Source organism: Bradyrhizobium sp. USDA 4503, assembly GCF_054055815.1.
Genome location: NZ_JBSRXS010000001.1, coordinates 1,574,270 through 1,587,798 on the forward strand (window position 1 = coordinate 1,574,270; position 13,529 = coordinate 1,587,798).

The following is a 13,529-nucleotide window of genomic DNA, read 5'->3' on the forward strand; positions in this document are numbered from 1 at the left end:
CCGGTCAGGCCGCCGTCTTCGCGAGCGCGTCGAACTGCATCAGCCGCTTGACGAGGGCCTCGAAGTCGCGGAGTGGCACCATGTTGGGGCCGTCCGACGGCGCATGATCCGGATCGGGATGAGTCTCGATGAACACGCCGGCGACGCCGACCGCGACCGCGGCCCGCGCCAGCACCGGCACGAATTCACGTTCGCCGCCCGACGAGGTGCCCTTGCCGCCCGGCTGCTGCACCGAATGGGTGGCGTCGAAGATGACAGGCGCACCGGTGGTGCGCGACAAGATCGGCAGCGCGCGCATGTCCGAGACCAGCGTGTTGTAGCCGAACGATGCACCGCGCTCGGTGACCAGCACGTTGGCGTTGCCGGCGCCGGTGATCTTGCTGACCACATTGGCCATGTCCCACGGTGCCAGGAACTGGCCCTTCTTGACATTGACGACCTTGCCGGTCGCGGCCGCAGCCAGCAACAGATCGGTCTGCCGGCACAGGAAGGCCGGAATCTGCAGCACGTCGACCGCCTGCGCCACGTCGGCGCACTGGGTCGCCTCATGCACGTCGGTCAGCACCGGCAGCCCGAGCGAAGACCGGATCTCGGCGAAGATCGGCAGCGCCTGCGCCAATCCGATGCCGCGCGCCGCGGTCGCGCTGGTGCGGTTCGCCTTGTCGAACGAGGTCTTGTACACCAGACCGACCTTGAGCCGGACCGCGATCTCCTTCAGCGCGGACGCCACCTCAAGCGCATGCGCGCGGCTCTCGAGCTGGCACGGACCGGCGATGATCGAAATGGGCAAGGCATTGCCGAATTTGGCCGATCCGACGGCAACGATCGGCGCGGCGGCTTGCGCGGAAACCTGATTGGTCAAAATGCTGCATCCTTTTGCCGGCGACCATGCAGTCCCGCGCGGGACGGATCAAGCCATCCCGCACGATGAGGGGGTTGCGCTGACGCCGTGGGTGCGCCGTGCTAACACAATCCCGCCCAAACAGCGCCTATAAACTGGCGCGGAACAGATTCCCATGAGGAAGCCATGCGCATCCCGCTGATGATCGGAGCCGTCGCCGCCCTGTCGGCGATGTCGGGCCTCGCCTATGGCCAGACCAGCACCCAGCCCGGGGTCGTCACCAGCGGAGCCCCCGGCGTCACCGTCAATGGCAAGCCGGCGGCGCGTAGCGGCGATACCACCAGCAATGGCGGCCCGCTCGTCGAGGGCGTGCCCAACGTCCTGATCAACGGCAAGCCGGCGGTGGTCATGGGCGATCGCACGCATTGCGGCGGCAAGACGACCTCCGGCAGCCACGGCGTCTTCATCAACGGCAAGCCGATGGTGACCCAGGGCGATCAGACCTCGGGCTGCCCGCAATAGCGTCGCTGCAACTTTCCCTCCCCAAGGGACCGAGAAAAGATGCCTCCCCGTCATTGCGAGGAGCTCGCGACAAAATTGCGAAGCAATTTTGCGCTGAAGCGACGCAGCAATCCATCGCTCCGCATATGTGGTGCCAATGGATTGCTTCGCTTGCAATGACGGGAACATGGCCGCAGCGGGCGTCACTTGACCGACGAAAACGCCGTCGGCACCAGAAGCTGGTTGACGATGTTGAGGACGATCTGGCCGTCCTCCTCGGTCTTGGCGCGCGCGGTGATCCACTCCGGATCGGTCTGGAACGCGGTCCACTTCTTCTCGCGCTCGGCGAGCGATTCCCAGGCCAGCAGATAGGTCAGGTCCTGGTTGGATTCCCCGACCAGCGTCGTGAAGAAGCCGGCCTGCCTGATGCCGTGCTTGTCCCAGAGCTTCAGCGTGATGGTCTCGAAACGCTTGAGCAGCGCCGGCAGCCGTCCCGGCAGGCAGCGATAGACGCGGGTCTCGTAGATCATTGGCAGTCCTCCCAGATTGGTGTGCGGGCGGTTATAGCCAGCGCCTTCCGGACTGTCTTGAGGGGGTGACAACATGGCACCCCTGCTCGCGACGGGCGGCCATTTCCGCAATGTTGTTGCAATGTTACTTGCCCTAAAACCTGCCTTCAGGAGTTGGACCACAAGGACATGCGGATACTGCTGGTTGAGGATGAGGCCGAAATGGCGGCGGCGCTGTCGCAGGCGCTGAAGGGCTACGACATGGTGGTCGACCACGTGCCGAACCTTGCCGAGGCCGAGGAAGCGATCTGTGCCGACGTGCATGGCGCGGTCCTGCTCGACCGCCAGCTTCCGGACGGCGACGGCCTCACGCTGATCCCGAAGCTGCGCGCCAAGGCCGACGGCGTGCCGATCATCGTGCTGACCGCGCGCGGCGATCTCACCGACCGCATCACTGGCCTCGACAGCGGCGCCGACGACTATCTGGCCAAGCCGTTCGCGGTCGAGGAGCTGATGGCGCGGCTGCGCGCCGTGCTGCGCCGCCCCGCCGGCCTGCAGCTCGAGATCATCAGGGCCGGCCGCGTGGCGTTCGATTGCGGCCATCGCGAGGCCAGTGTCGACGGCCGTCCGCTCGAGCTGCCGCGGCGCGAGCTGCTGGTGCTGGAGACGCTGCTGCGCCGCATGGGCCGCACCGTGCTGCGCGCGACGCTGGAGGAAGCCGTCTACAATTTCGAGGACGAGATCCAGTCCAACGCGCTCGATGCGCACGTCTCGCGTCTCAGGCGCAAGCTTGCCGACGCCAACGCCGGCGTCGAGATCCACAGCATCCGCGGCGTCGGCTATCTCTTGAAGCAAACGTCATGAGCGAACAGGCCGAGCACTATTGCCTGCGCTCGCAACTGAGCTGGCGGCTGGTGACGCTCCAGGCGCTGCTGCTTGCCATGCTGATCGTTTGCCTGATCAGCGCGTTGTGTGCCACCGGCTTCCTGATCGTTCCGCGCGATGAGGATCATGTGATTTCCATCGTGCAGGGCGCGGTCGCACGCGACGGCAAGGGCGAGTTGATTTTGCGCCCGACGGCCGAACTGCAAAAGCTTCGTGACGACACGCCGGACCTCTGGTTCCTGGTGCGCGACCGGCAAGGCCGTTCGCTGACGGAAGGCGCGGTGCCGCCGGAATTCGCCAGGATCGGCGACGCGCTCGACCAGATCAGCCAGGCGCGGCTCGGCTGGCAGATGTTCGAGGATGATCCGCGCAAGCCGCCGGCGCGGCTGAAGCGCGTCAATTCCGACGCCGGCCCCGTGCAGGTGCTCACAGCGACGCAAGGGCCAATGTCGAGCGTCAAGACCGCGCTCGCCACGACGCTGGCATTTCTCGCCATTGCCCTGCCCGGCCTTTTCCTGATGGCAGGCGCCACCTTCATCGCGACGCCGATGGTGGTGAAGCGCGCCTTCGCCGGTCTCGATACCACCGCCGACGAAGCGCGCCGGATCGATTTCCGCCAGCGCGGCAGCCGGCTGTCGGCGGACCATCTGCCGCTCGAGGTGGCGCCGCTGGTGACCGCCATCAACGATGCGCTGAAGCGGCTCGACGACGGCTATTCCCGACACCAGCGCTTCGTCGCCGACGCGGCGCATGAATTGCGCACGCCGATCGCGATCCTCAACACGCGGCTGGAGTCGCTGCCGCCAGGCCCGGAGAAAACCCGCCTGCTCGAGGATTCGGCGCGGCTTGCGACATTGGCCGAGCAACTGCTCGACATACAGCGCTTCGACCAGTGCCGCAATCCGTTCGTCCGCGTTGATCTCGTCGCGGTCGCCCGCAATGTCGCGGCCGACCTCGCGCCGCTCGCGATCGCGGCCGGCTACGAGCTGTCGCTCGATACCGCAACCGATCGCGTCGAGATCTTGGGCGATCGCGCCGCGCTGGAGCGCGCGCTCACCAATCTGGTGCAGAACGCCATCCAGCATGGCGGCCGCCGCGGCACCATCACCATCCATGTCGGCAGCGCCGCGACCATCGACGTATCGGATGAAGGCGACGGCATTCCCCAGGACCAGCGCACCCGGATATTCGATCCGTTCTATCGGCTCGCGCCGCTCGACCGCGGCGCCGGCCTCGGCCTCAACATGGTGCGCGAGATCGCAAGGCTGCACGGCGGTCACGTCTCCGTGCTCGACGGCCCGAAGGGCGGCGCGTGCTTCCGCCTCACATTACCGCCGGCGCCGTTCGCGTCGTGACTGCCAAAGCGTTTTCGAGCGAAGCCTGTCCCGCACTCGATGCGGGATGGGCACCGGTTCGTGTGAAGAAAACGCGACAAAACTAGGGTCGAGAGCCCCGTTCCGATTCAATCGGAACGGGGCTCTCGCGCAATGTTGTCGCAATGCAGCTCCCGCAAACAAGGCGTCACGCTTCGCATCTGAGTCGAAGCGCCGCGACACTTTGCTGGGAATCCCAATGTCACATGATCTGCTGTCTTTCTTCACGGCGTGGATGGCGGCCCCCGGCCGCGTCGGCGCCATCGCGCCGTCGGGCGCCGCGCTCGCCGAACTGATCACGCGCGACATCAGCGCCGACACCGGCCCGGTGCTCGAGCTCGGTCCGGGCACGGGCGCGTTCACCTATCAGCTGTTGAAGCGCGGCGTGCGCCAGCAGGATCTTACGCTGATCGAATACGGCTCGGATTTCATGCGGCTGTTGCAGCTGCGCTTTCCCGGCGCGCGCGTGCTGTGGATGGACGCGGCGCGCCTCGCCTCGGAGCGGCTCTACGATGGCGCGCCGGTCGGCGCCGTCGTCAGCGGACTGCCGCTGCTCAACATGTCGCCGCGCAAGGTCATCTCGATCGTCGGCGGCGCGTTCAGCTATCTACGTCCCGGCGGCGCGTTCTATCAATTCACCTACGGCATGCGCTGTCCGGTGCCGCGGCCGATCCTCGACCGGCTCGGCCTGCGCGCCACGCTGGTCGATCGCGCCATCCTCAACGTGCCGCCGGCCGCGGTCTACCGGCTGACGCGACGCCCGCAATACAAGCTGATGACGCGCGACGGCACGCCGGCGGCTGGTGCAAACGTTTCACCGATCAAGAAAGTACGCCGGACCAGCGAGGACTGCGCCGTGTAGCGGCGCAGCTGACGGCCGCTCAGTTAAACCAGCCGGCTCTGCTTGGCTGCCGCCTCGATGAACGACGCGAAGAGGGGATGCGGTTCAAAGGGCCGCGATTTCAGCTCGGGATGGAACTGGACGCCGATGAACCAGGGATGGTCCTCGTACTCCACGATCTCCGGCAGTACGCCGTCGGGCGACATGCCGGAGAAGCGCAGGCCGTGCTGCTCGAGGCGGTCCTTGTAGGCGGTGTTGACCTCGTAGCGATGGCGGTGCCGCTCGGATATCTCGGTCGCGCCGCCATAGACCTGCGAGACGCGGCTGCCGCGGTTCAGCGCCGCGGGATAGGCCCCTAGCCGCATCGTGCCGCCGAGATCGCCGCTCTGCGAGCGCTTCTCGAGCTCGTTGCCGCGCAGCCATTCCGTCATCAGGCCGACCAGCGGCTCCTTGGTCGGGCCGAACTCGGTCGAGTTGGCGTCCTCGATGCCGACCAGATTGCGCGCCGCCTCGATCACCGCCATCTGCATGCCGAAGCAGATGCCGAAATACGGCACGTCACGCTCGCGCGCGAACTGCGCCGCGCGGATCTTGCCCTCGGCGCCGCGCTGGCCGAAGCCGCCGGGCACCAGGATGCCGTTGACGTGCTCGAGGAACGGCGCCGGGTCCTCGTTCTCGAACACCTCGCTCTCGATCCAATCGAGATTGACCTTCACCTTGTTGGCGATGCCACCGTGCGACAGCGCCTCGATCAGCGATTTGTAGGCGTCCTTCATGCCGGTGTATTTGCCGACGATGGCGATCGTCACCGCACCTTCCGGATTGCGGACGCGCTCGTTGATGACGTGCCAGCTCTGCAGCGCCGGCGGAATCTTCGCGGTGATGCCGAACGCGGCCAGCACCTCATCGTCGAGGCCGGCGGCGTGATAGGCCTCCGGCACGGCGTAGATGTTGTCGACGTCGCGCGCCTCGATCACGGCGCTCTCGCGCACGTTGCAGAACAGGCCGAGCTTGCGCCGCTCCTCCTTGGGAATCTCGCGGTCGGTGCGGCACAGCAGGATGTCCGGTTGGATGCCGATCGAGCGCAGCTCCTTCACCGAGTGCTGCGTCGGCTTTGTCTTGAGTTCGCCGGCACTTGGAATGTACGGCAGAAGCGTCAGGTGAATGTAGACGGCGTGATCGCGCGGCAGCTCGTTCTTGAGCTGGCGGATCGCCTCGAAGAACGGCAGGCCCTCGATGTCGCCGACGGTGCCGCCGATCTCGACCAGCACGAAATCGAACTCGTCGTTACCCGACAGCACGAATTCCTTGATCGCATTGGTGACGTGCGGGACCACCTGGATGGTGGCGCCGAGATAATCGCCGCGGCGCTCCTTGGTGATGATGTCCTGGTAGATTCGCCCGGTCGTGATGTTGTCGGCCTTGGTGGCCGGACGACCGGTGAAACGCTCGTAATGGCCGAGATCGAGATCGGTCTCGGCGCCGTCGTCGGTCACGAACACTTCGCCGTGCTGATACGGCGACATCGTTCCGGGATCGAGGTTGAGATAGGGATCGAGCTTGCGAAGGCGGACTTTGTAGCCCCTGGCCTGCAGCAGAGCGCCGAGCGCCGCTGAAGCCAGACCCTTGCCGAGCGAGGAAACCACGCCGCCGGTGATGAATATGTACCGCGCCATGGGACTTTACCTTTAATCTGACTCCGGCGATTCGCAAAACGAATCGGCTGTTCCCGGCAAACAATTCGCCGGGCTGTGGGTTGCATCAAACTGGAAGCGATTTCAGAGCATTGATGGGGGTTTCTGATGCAGGATGCCAGCGGGGCATCCTGCATGGCCACCCCGCTTTATTGCGACCGTGGCGCCTGCGGGCCGCTCGGGGCCTGCTGCCCCTGCTGCTCGTCGGCCTTCTTCAGCGAATCGAGGATGCCGCCCGAGGTCGGCGCGTTCATCGGCGTGCCGCCGGCCGGCTGCGTCTGCGCCGGCACGCCGGTGCCGACGATCGAGCTCGGCTTGCGGTCGTAGCCTGCGTACCAGGACAGGAACAGGCTGGTGATGAAGAAGCCCACCGCGAGGATCGCCGTAGTCCGCGTCAGCAAATTGGCGGTGCCGCGGCTCGACATGAAGCCGGCGCCGCCTCCCATGCCAAGGCCACCGCCTTCGGACTTCTGCAACAGCACGGCGCCGATCATGACGGCGACAATCATGAGGTGGACAATGATAACGACAGTCTGCATCGCAAGCCTTCCGTGACAAGCCGCCAAGCGGCCAGACAAACGGCGCTATCGGCTCTACGGTTTTCGTGAAGTCGCGCCCTGTTACACGATTGCACCGGGCATTGTCACCCCCGAGATAGTCGCACTGTCGACGATCACAAGCGGCGCCGATGGCGGCCCGGCCGGGCCTTGTCGGGAACCGGCAATTTCTACTATAATGGACATATGGATACTTTGGTAGACGATCTGAGCCAACGCCTGGCGCAGCGGATCAGGCTCGAGCGCGATGGCCGGGGCTGGTCGCTGGCCGACCTCGCCGAACGCGCTGGCGTCTCGAAGGCCACGATCAGCAAGATCGAGCGCGCCGAGGTCAGCCCCACCGCGGTCGTGCTGGTGCGCCTCGCCTCGGCTTTCGATCTCACTTTGGCCGGCCTGATGTTGCGCGCCGAAGGCCAGGGCGAACGGCTGTCGCGCGCCGCCGCGCAACCGGCCTGGCGTGATCCGGAAACCGGCTATCTGCGCCGCCAGGTGTTCAGCCGTCCCGACCATCCGGTCGAGCTGGTGCGGGTCGAGCTGCCGCCGAAGCAGACCGTGACCCTGCCCGCCTCCTCCTACGCGCATATCCGCCAACTGGTCTGGGTGCTCAGCGGCAGCCTCATCATCACCGAAGGCGGCGCACGCCACGTGCTCGCCGCCGGCGATTGCCTCGGATTCGGCCCGCCGGCAGAGACGACATTCACCAACGAGACCAACGCCTCCTGCACCTATGTGGTCGCCCTGGCCCGGAGCTGATGCATGCCGCAGTTTGCCATCAAGCCGCTCGAGGATGCGCCCGGGATTCGCAGCGCGCTCAGCGAATTGTTGGTCGAGACCGTCGCCGGCGGCGGCTCGGTGAGCTTCATGCATCCGTTGTCGCCGGACGACGCCGATGCATTCTGGCAGGACTCGCTCGGCGCCGCCGCGCGCGGCGAGCGCATCGTGCTCGGCGCATTCACCGACAATGATCTGATCGGCACCGTGACGCTGCTGCTCAACCTGCCGCCGAACCAGCCGCATCGGGCGGAAATTGCAAAAATGATGACGCGCGTCGCCCATCGCCATCGCGGCGTCGCGACGGAATTGATGCGCACGGCCGAGCAGCTTGCGATCGCGCACGGCCGCACGCTGCTGGTGCTCGACACCGCCGCAGAGGATGGCGCTGCGCCACTCTATGAAAGACTGGGATTTCAGCTCACCGGCATCATCCCGGACTACGCGCTGAAGCCGCATGGCGGCCTCACCGGCACTATGATCTACTGGAAGCGGATCGGCGCGGCGGCGGCCTGAATCCGTAGCCAAGCAGAGATGCCGATGGCAACTGTCTGCGCAACACTGCCAATCCCGTCACCCAGAGGAGCGCCAACGGGTCCGCGCAAAGCGCGGCCCGATGACAGGCTCCGCGCGTCTCGAAGGGTCGACGGCCACCAGCTGGGCCGTCGATCCTTCGAGACGGCCGCGTTGCGGCCTCCTCAGGATGCACGGTGTGAGAGCTCGGTGCGAAAGGGGCAGCCCTAACACCCCGCAGCGATCGCCAAAAAGTCCGACGCCTTCAGGCTGGCGCCGCCGACCAGGGCGCCGTTGACATTGGCGACGGCCATCAGTTCGGCCGCGTTCGACGGCTTGACCGAGCCGCCATAGAGGATCCTGATCCTGTTTCCCTCGCCCTTGAAGCGATCGGTGAGCTGACCTCGGATAAACCTGTGAACTTCCTCGACATCCTTGGCGGTCGGGGTCAGGCCGGTGCCGATCGCCCAGACCGGCTCATAGGCCACCACCAGATTGGCCGCGGTCGAGCCGTCGGGCAGCGAGCCCGCAAGCTGGGTGCCGCAGACATCGAGCGTCTTGCCGGCGTCGCGCTGCTCGCGTGTCTCGCCGATGCAGACGATCGCGGTCAGCCCGGCGCGCCACACGGCCTCCGCCTTCTGCCGAATCAAGGCATCGGTCTCGCCGTGGTCGGCGCGCCGCTCGGAATGGCCGACGATGATCGCAACCGCGCCGAGATCCTTGAACATCTCCGCCGAGAGATCGCCGGTGTGGGCGCCCGATGCCTCGGGATGGCAATCCTGGGCGCCGACCGCGACCTTCGAGCCGCGCGCCTTGTCAGCGAACGCCCCGACCAATGTCGCGGGCGGACAGACCAGGAGATCAGCCTTCCCGGCGACATCGCCGGCGCCCGCCAGCATCGCGTCGAACTCGGCAAAAGAGGATCTCAGGCCGTTCATTTTCCAGTTGCCGGCGATCAGCGGCCGGATGGCGTCGGTCATGTCGGATTTCCCATCGTTCAAGCGTGTCCCTGCGCTACCAGAGCCGGGCGGCGACTTCCAGAGCTCGGCTTCGCGCACACCGTGCGACGCTTCCGCCCGCGCGGCCAAGGTTGCGGGGGCGCTTCGGCCACTTTATGATGGGTTTTCAACCCGGTGACGCCCTGCTGCGGGACAAAAGCCTCGACTTTCGGCTCCCCATTGGGCACGACCCGGTTCCCCTCCTGTAAAACAAGTTGGACCCATGCTTCGAGGAATGCGGAAAGCCTCATCAAACTGGCTCGGCAAGACGATTATGGCCGTGGTGATGGGCGTTTTGATCGTCAGTTTCGGAATTTGGGGCATTGCCGACATTTTCAAGGGGTTTGGCCAGTCGACCTTCGCCAAGGTGGGCGGGACCGAGATTTCGGCCGAGCAGTTCCGCCAGATCTATACCGACCGCCTGCAGCAGCTTGGCCGCCAGTTCGGCCGCCCGCTGACGCCGGACCAGGCGCGCGCCTTCGGCATCGACCGCCAGGTGCTGCAGCAGACGCTTGCGGAAGCCGCGATGGACGAGGAAGCACGCCGCATGGGCCTCAATGTGTCCGACGCGGAGGTGCTGCGCGCAATCTACAACGATCCGAACTTCAAGGGCCTCAACAACCAGTTCGACCCGCAGCGTTTCCAGGCCGTGATCCGCAACTATGGCTATACCGAAGGTCGCTACATCGCCGAGCAGCGCCGCGTTGGCCTCAGGCGCCAGATCGCCGGCACCATCTCGTCCGGGATCGAGCCGTCGAAATCGCTGGTCGAGGCGCTGACCCGGTTCCAGAACGAGCAGCGTTCGATCGACTACATCACGCTCGGCGCCGCGCAGGCCGGAACCATCGATCCGCCCTCGCCCGAGGCGCTCGCCGCCTATTTCGAGGACCACAAGGCCCAGTTCCGCGCGCCCGAATACCGCAAGATCTCCTTCGTCGCCATCACGCCTGAGGAAATCGGCAAGTGGGAAACGGTGTCGGACGAGGACGCCAGGAAGATCTTCGAGGAGCGCAAGGACCGGCTCAGCACGCCGGAGAAGCGCGAGGTCTCGCAGATCGTGTTTCCGGACGCTGGCGAGGCGCAGGCCGCGCGCGGGCGGATCGCGTCGGGCACGTCGTTCGACGACATCGCCAAGGAGCGCAACCTCAATCTGGCCGACGTCAATCTCGGCCTGGTCGCGAAGTCGGCGATCCTCGATCCGGCCGTCGCCGATGCCGCCTTCTCCCTGGCCGCCGGCGAAGTCAGCCAGCCGGTGCAGGGCCGCTTCGGCGTCGCGCTGGTCAAGGTCGGCAAGGTCGAGCCCGGCGTGACCCCGAGCTATGAGAGCCTCGCCCAGCAGGTGAAGAACGAGATCGCCTCCGAGCGCGCCCGCACCAAGGTCGCCGACCTGCGCGACAAGATGGAAGACGAGCGCGGCGGCGGCGCCAGCGTCGTCGAAGCCGCGCAGAAGCTGAAGCTGACGCCCGTCACCATCGACGCGGTCGATCGCTCCGGACGGCTGCCGAACGGCCAGGTCGCGACCAACATCCCGCGCGGCCTCGACGTGGTGTCGCAGGCCTTCAACAGCGACGTTGGCGTCGACAACGACCCGATCCAGTTCAACGGCGGCTATGTCTGGTACGACGTGCTCGGCATCACGCCGTCGCGCGAGCGCAGCCTCGACGAGGTTCGCGATCAGGTCGAGGCCAAGTGGCGCGAAGACCAGATCTCCACCAAGCTGCGCGCCAAGGCGACCGAGATCGTCCAGAAGCTCGACAGCGGCGCCAAGCTCGCCGACGAAGCCGCCGCTGCCGGCGTCAAGGTCGAAACCGCGGCGAATTTCAACCGCGAGGCCTCGCTGCCTGCCGTGCCGGCAGGCGTGATTGCGGCGGCATTCCGGACCGCCAAGGACGGTGACGGACAGACCTCCGTCGCCGGCGGCAGCCAGTGGGTGGTCTTCCGCGTCACCAACGTGACGGTGCCGCCGGTGGACTTCGCGTCCGACGCGGCCAAGCAGCTCACCGAGGCGCTGCGGCGGTCGCTCAGCGACGAGCAGGTCGCGCAATATGTCACGAAGATCGAGTCCGATATCGGTGTGACCATCAACCAGGCAGCCTTCGCACAGGTGACAGGCGCAAATAATTGAGCATGATCGGGACAGCGCGACGACGCGCTGCGCGGCGATCAAGCTCCAACAACAGACCCTGAGCCAGCGAATGGACGACCTGAAATCGATCATCGGAAAAGTCGCCACCGGCGCCACGCTGACGCGTGAAGAGGCGGCGTCCGCCTTCGACAGCATGATGTCGGGCGAAGCCACGCCCTCGCAGATGGGCGGGCTATTGATGGCGCTGCGGGTGCGTGGCGAAACCGTCGAGGAGATCACCGGCGCCGTCACCGCGATGCGCGGCAAGATGCTGCCGGTCACGGCGCCGGCGGGGGCCGTCGACATCGTCGGCACCGGCGGCGATGGCTCCGGCTCGGTCAACGTCTCGACCTGCGCGGCCTTCATCGTGGCCGGCACCGGCGTGCCCGTGGCGAAGCACGGCAACCGCGCATTGTCGTCGCGTTCGGGCGCCGCCGACGTGCTGGCCTCGCTCGGCGTCAAGCTCGATTTGACGCCCGAACAGGTCGGGCGCTGCGTCAAGGAAGCCGGCATCGGCTTCATGTTCGCGCCCGCGCATCATCCGGCGATGAAGAATGTCGGTCCGACCCGGGTCGAGCTCGCCACCCGCACCATCTTCAACCTGCTCGGCCCGCTGTCGAACCCGGCCGGCGTCAAGCGGCAGATGGTCGGCGTGTTCTCGCGGCAATGGGTGCAACCGCTGGCGCAGGTGCTGAAGAACCTCGGCTCCGACAAGGTCTGGGTCGTGCATGGTTCCGATGGCCTCGACGAGATCACCCTCACCGGCCCGACCTTCGTTGCGACGCTCGAGAACGGCGAGATCAGGACATCAGAGGTCACGCCCGAGGATGCCGGCCTTGGCCGCGTCGGCGGCGAGGCGCTGAAGGGCGGTGACGCCGATGCCAACGCGATCGCGCTCTCCAGCGTGCTGCAGGGCAAGCCGAGCGCCTATCGCGACGTCGCCCTGCTCAACGCCGCCGCCGCGCTGATCGTGGCCGGCCGCGCCAAGGACCTCAAGGAAGGCGTCGCGATCGGTGCCCAGTCGCTCGACAGCGGCGCTGCCGCCGCGCGGCTGAAGCATCTGGTCGCGGTTTCGAACGGTTAAGCAAGGCGTTAAGCGATGTCCGACATCCTGACCAAGATCGAGACCTACAAGCGCGAGGAGATCGCCGCCGCGAAGCGCGCCCATCCGCTCGCCGAGGTCGAGGCGCAGGCCAGATCGGCCTCGGCCCCGCGCGGCTTCGTCCGCGCCCTCAAGGACAAGCATGCGCGCGGCGACTACGCTCTGATCGCGGAAGTGAAGAAGGCCTCGCCCTCGAAGGGCTTGATCCGGGCCGACTTCGATCCGCCTGTGCTCGCAAAGGCCTATGAGGCCGGCGGCGCGGCCTGCCTGTCGGTGCTGACCGACGCGCCCTCGTTCCAGGGCCATCTCGACTTCATGGTTGCGGCCCGCGCGGCGACCAGCCTGCCGGTGCTGCGCAAGGATTTCATGTTCGACACCTACCAGGTGGCGGAGGCGCGCGCCCATGGCGCCGACTGCATCCTGATCATCATGGCCGCGCTCGACGACGCGGCGGCCAGGGAGATCGAGGACGCCGCGCTCGGCTACGGCATGGACGTACTGGTCGAGATCCACGACCGCGCCGAGCTTGACCGTGCCTTGAAACTTCGCTCGCCGATGATCGGCGTCAACAACCGCAATCTGCGCACCTTCGAGACCACGCTCGCGACCAGCGAGGCGCTGGCACCGCTGATCCCGCCCGACCGCCTGATGGTCGGCGAGAGCGGCATCTTCACGCCTGGCGATCTCGCCCGGCTCGAACGGGTCGGGATGTCGACCTTCCTGGTCGGTGAAAGCCTGATGCGCCAGCAGGACGTCACCGCGGCGACCCGCGCCTTGCTGACGCGGCAGGCCGCCCCGCGCGCCACCGCAACGCGCTGA

14 protein-coding genes are annotated in these 13,529 nt (G+C 66.5%); 9 read left to right on the forward strand and 5 right to left on the reverse strand.

Annotation, left to right across the window (positions count from 1 at the left end; translation table 11 throughout):
- Nucleotides 1-4: 4 nt before the first annotated feature.
- Nucleotides 5-862 (reverse strand): 3-deoxy-8-phosphooctulonate synthase, encoded by an 858-nt coding sequence (gene kdsA / locus ACVMIH_RS07565; RefSeq protein ID WP_076825457.1) that lies wholly within the window; start codon nt 860-862, stop codon nt 5-7.
- A 165-nt stretch (nt 863-1,027) separates the two neighbouring features.
- Between kdsA and ACVMIH_RS07570 the strand changes: the two genes are divergently transcribed.
- A complete protein-coding gene (locus ACVMIH_RS07570; RefSeq protein ID WP_229191332.1) occupies nt 1,028-1,363 on the forward strand; it encodes a PAAR domain-containing protein in 336 nt (111 codons plus the stop codon).
- Between the two features lie 182 nt (nt 1,364-1,545).
- Here ACVMIH_RS07570 and ACVMIH_RS07575 read toward each other — a convergent pair whose 3' ends face one another.
- Nucleotides 1,546-1,872, reverse strand: a complete 327-nt coding sequence (locus ACVMIH_RS07575) for an NIPSNAP family protein (protein ID WP_076825453.1) — start codon at nt 1,870-1,872, stop codon at nt 1,546-1,548.
- A 168-nt stretch (nt 1,873-2,040) separates the two neighbouring features.
- Here ACVMIH_RS07575 and ACVMIH_RS07580 point away from each other — a divergent pair, with 168 nt between their 5' ends.
- The 3 genes from ACVMIH_RS07580 (at nt 2,041) to ACVMIH_RS07590 (ending at nt 4,971) form a co-directional block, all read left to right on the forward strand.
- Nucleotides 2,041-2,715 carry a response regulator gene (locus ACVMIH_RS07580; protein ID WP_141342680.1) on the forward strand — a complete coding sequence of 225 codons (675 nt, stop codon included), beginning with the start codon at nt 2,041-2,043 and terminating at the stop codon, nt 2,713-2,715.
- Complete coding sequence (locus ACVMIH_RS07585) at nt 2,712-4,091, forward strand: sensor histidine kinase (protein ID WP_456861128.1); 1,380 nt, start codon at nt 2,712-2,714, stop codon at nt 4,089-4,091. The genes ACVMIH_RS07580 and ACVMIH_RS07585 overlap by 4 nt, the downstream gene beginning before the upstream one ends.
- Before the next feature lie 217 nt (nt 4,092-4,308).
- Complete coding sequence (locus ACVMIH_RS07590) at nt 4,309-4,971, forward strand: class I SAM-dependent methyltransferase (protein WP_456861130.1); 663 nt, start codon at nt 4,309-4,311, stop codon at nt 4,969-4,971.
- A 23-nt stretch (nt 4,972-4,994) separates the two neighbouring features.
- Here ACVMIH_RS07590 and ACVMIH_RS07595 read toward each other — a convergent pair whose 3' ends face one another.
- Nucleotides 4,995-6,626 carry a CTP synthase gene (locus ACVMIH_RS07595; RefSeq protein ID WP_057016524.1) on the reverse strand — a complete coding sequence of 544 codons (1,632 nt, stop codon included), beginning with the start codon at nt 6,624-6,626 and terminating at the stop codon, nt 4,995-4,997.
- A gap of 167 nt (nt 6,627-6,793) precedes the next feature.
- Nucleotides 6,794-7,183 carry a preprotein translocase subunit SecG gene (secG, locus tag ACVMIH_RS07600; RefSeq protein WP_456861132.1) on the reverse strand — a complete coding sequence of 130 codons (390 nt, stop codon included), beginning with the start codon at nt 7,181-7,183 and terminating at the stop codon, nt 6,794-6,796.
- Nucleotides 7,184-7,387: 204 nt separating this feature from the next.
- Between secG and ACVMIH_RS07605 the strand changes: the two genes are divergently transcribed.
- Both ACVMIH_RS07605 and ACVMIH_RS07610 read left to right on the forward strand, forming a co-directional pair.
- On the forward strand, nt 7,388-7,954 hold the full coding sequence (locus ACVMIH_RS07605; RefSeq protein WP_456861134.1) for a helix-turn-helix domain-containing protein: 567 nt from the start codon (nt 7,388-7,390) through the stop codon (nt 7,952-7,954).
- Nucleotides 7,955-7,957: 3 nt separating this feature from the next.
- Nucleotides 7,958-8,488, forward strand: coding sequence for an N-acetyltransferase family protein (locus ACVMIH_RS07610; protein WP_456861136.1), 531 nt, complete (start codon nt 7,958-7,960; stop codon nt 8,486-8,488).
- A 224-nt stretch (nt 8,489-8,712) separates the two neighbouring features.
- Here ACVMIH_RS07610 and tpiA read toward each other — a convergent pair whose 3' ends face one another.
- Nucleotides 8,713-9,465, reverse strand: coding sequence for a triose-phosphate isomerase (tpiA, locus tag ACVMIH_RS07615; RefSeq protein ID WP_456861138.1), 753 nt, complete (start codon nt 9,463-9,465; stop codon nt 8,713-8,715).
- 241 nt (nt 9,466-9,706) lie between these two features.
- Here tpiA and ACVMIH_RS07620 point away from each other — a divergent pair, with 241 nt between their 5' ends.
- The 3 genes from ACVMIH_RS07620 (at nt 9,707) to trpC (ending at nt 13,529) form a co-directional block, all read left to right on the forward strand.
- Entirely contained in the window at nt 9,707-11,608 is a 1,902-nt protein-coding gene (locus ACVMIH_RS07620; protein ID WP_253590178.1) for a peptidylprolyl isomerase, read from the forward strand.
- 70 nt (nt 11,609-11,678) lie between these two features.
- Nucleotides 11,679-12,692 carry an anthranilate phosphoribosyltransferase gene (trpD, locus tag ACVMIH_RS07625; protein ID WP_456861140.1) on the forward strand — a complete coding sequence of 338 codons (1,014 nt, stop codon included), beginning with the start codon at nt 11,679-11,681 and terminating at the stop codon, nt 12,690-12,692.
- A gap of 15 nt (nt 12,693-12,707) precedes the next feature.
- Nucleotides 12,708-13,529: an indole-3-glycerol phosphate synthase TrpC gene (trpC, locus tag ACVMIH_RS07630; RefSeq protein ID WP_456861142.1), complete on the forward strand. Its 822-nt coding sequence runs from the start codon at nt 12,708-12,710 to the stop codon at nt 13,527-13,529.

Bases quoted from the DNA above. Each gene is read 5' to 3' on its own strand.
- ACVMIH_RS07595 (WP_057016524.1), bottom strand. From the start codon at position 6,626: ATGGCGCGGTACATATTCATCACCGGCGGCGTGGTTTCCTCGCTCGGC.
- tpiA (WP_456861138.1), bottom strand. From the start codon at position 9,465: ATGACCGACGCCATCCGGCCGCTGATCGCCGGCAACTGGAAAATGAAC.
- ACVMIH_RS07610 (WP_456861136.1), top strand. From the start codon at position 7,958: ATGCCGCAGTTTGCCATCAAGCCGCTCGAGGATGCGCCCGGGATTCGC.
- ACVMIH_RS07580 (WP_141342680.1), top strand. From the start codon at position 2,041: ATGCGGATACTGCTGGTTGAGGATGAGGCCGAAATGGCGGCGGCGCTG.
- trpD (WP_456861140.1), top strand. From the start codon at position 11,679: ATGGACGACCTGAAATCGATCATCGGAAAAGTCGCCACCGGCGCCACG.
- ACVMIH_RS07585 (WP_456861128.1), top strand. From the start codon at position 2,712: ATGAGCGAACAGGCCGAGCACTATTGCCTGCGCTCGCAACTGAGCTGG.
- ACVMIH_RS07590 (WP_456861130.1), top strand. From the start codon at position 4,309: ATGTCACATGATCTGCTGTCTTTCTTCACGGCGTGGATGGCGGCCCCC.
- ACVMIH_RS07570 (WP_229191332.1), top strand. From the start codon at position 1,028: ATGCGCATCCCGCTGATGATCGGAGCCGTCGCCGCCCTGTCGGCGATG.
- trpC (WP_456861142.1), top strand. From the start codon at position 12,708: ATGTCCGACATCCTGACCAAGATCGAGACCTACAAGCGCGAGGAGATC.
- ACVMIH_RS07575 (WP_076825453.1), bottom strand. From the start codon at position 1,872: ATGATCTACGAGACCCGCGTCTATCGCTGCCTGCCGGGACGGCTGCCG.
- ACVMIH_RS07620 (WP_253590178.1), top strand. From the start codon at position 9,707: ATGCTTCGAGGAATGCGGAAAGCCTCATCAAACTGGCTCGGCAAGACG.
- secG (WP_456861132.1), bottom strand. From the start codon at position 7,183: ATGCAGACTGTCGTTATCATTGTCCACCTCATGATTGTCGCCGTCATG.
- ACVMIH_RS07605 (WP_456861134.1), top strand. From the start codon at position 7,388: ATGGATACTTTGGTAGACGATCTGAGCCAACGCCTGGCGCAGCGGATC.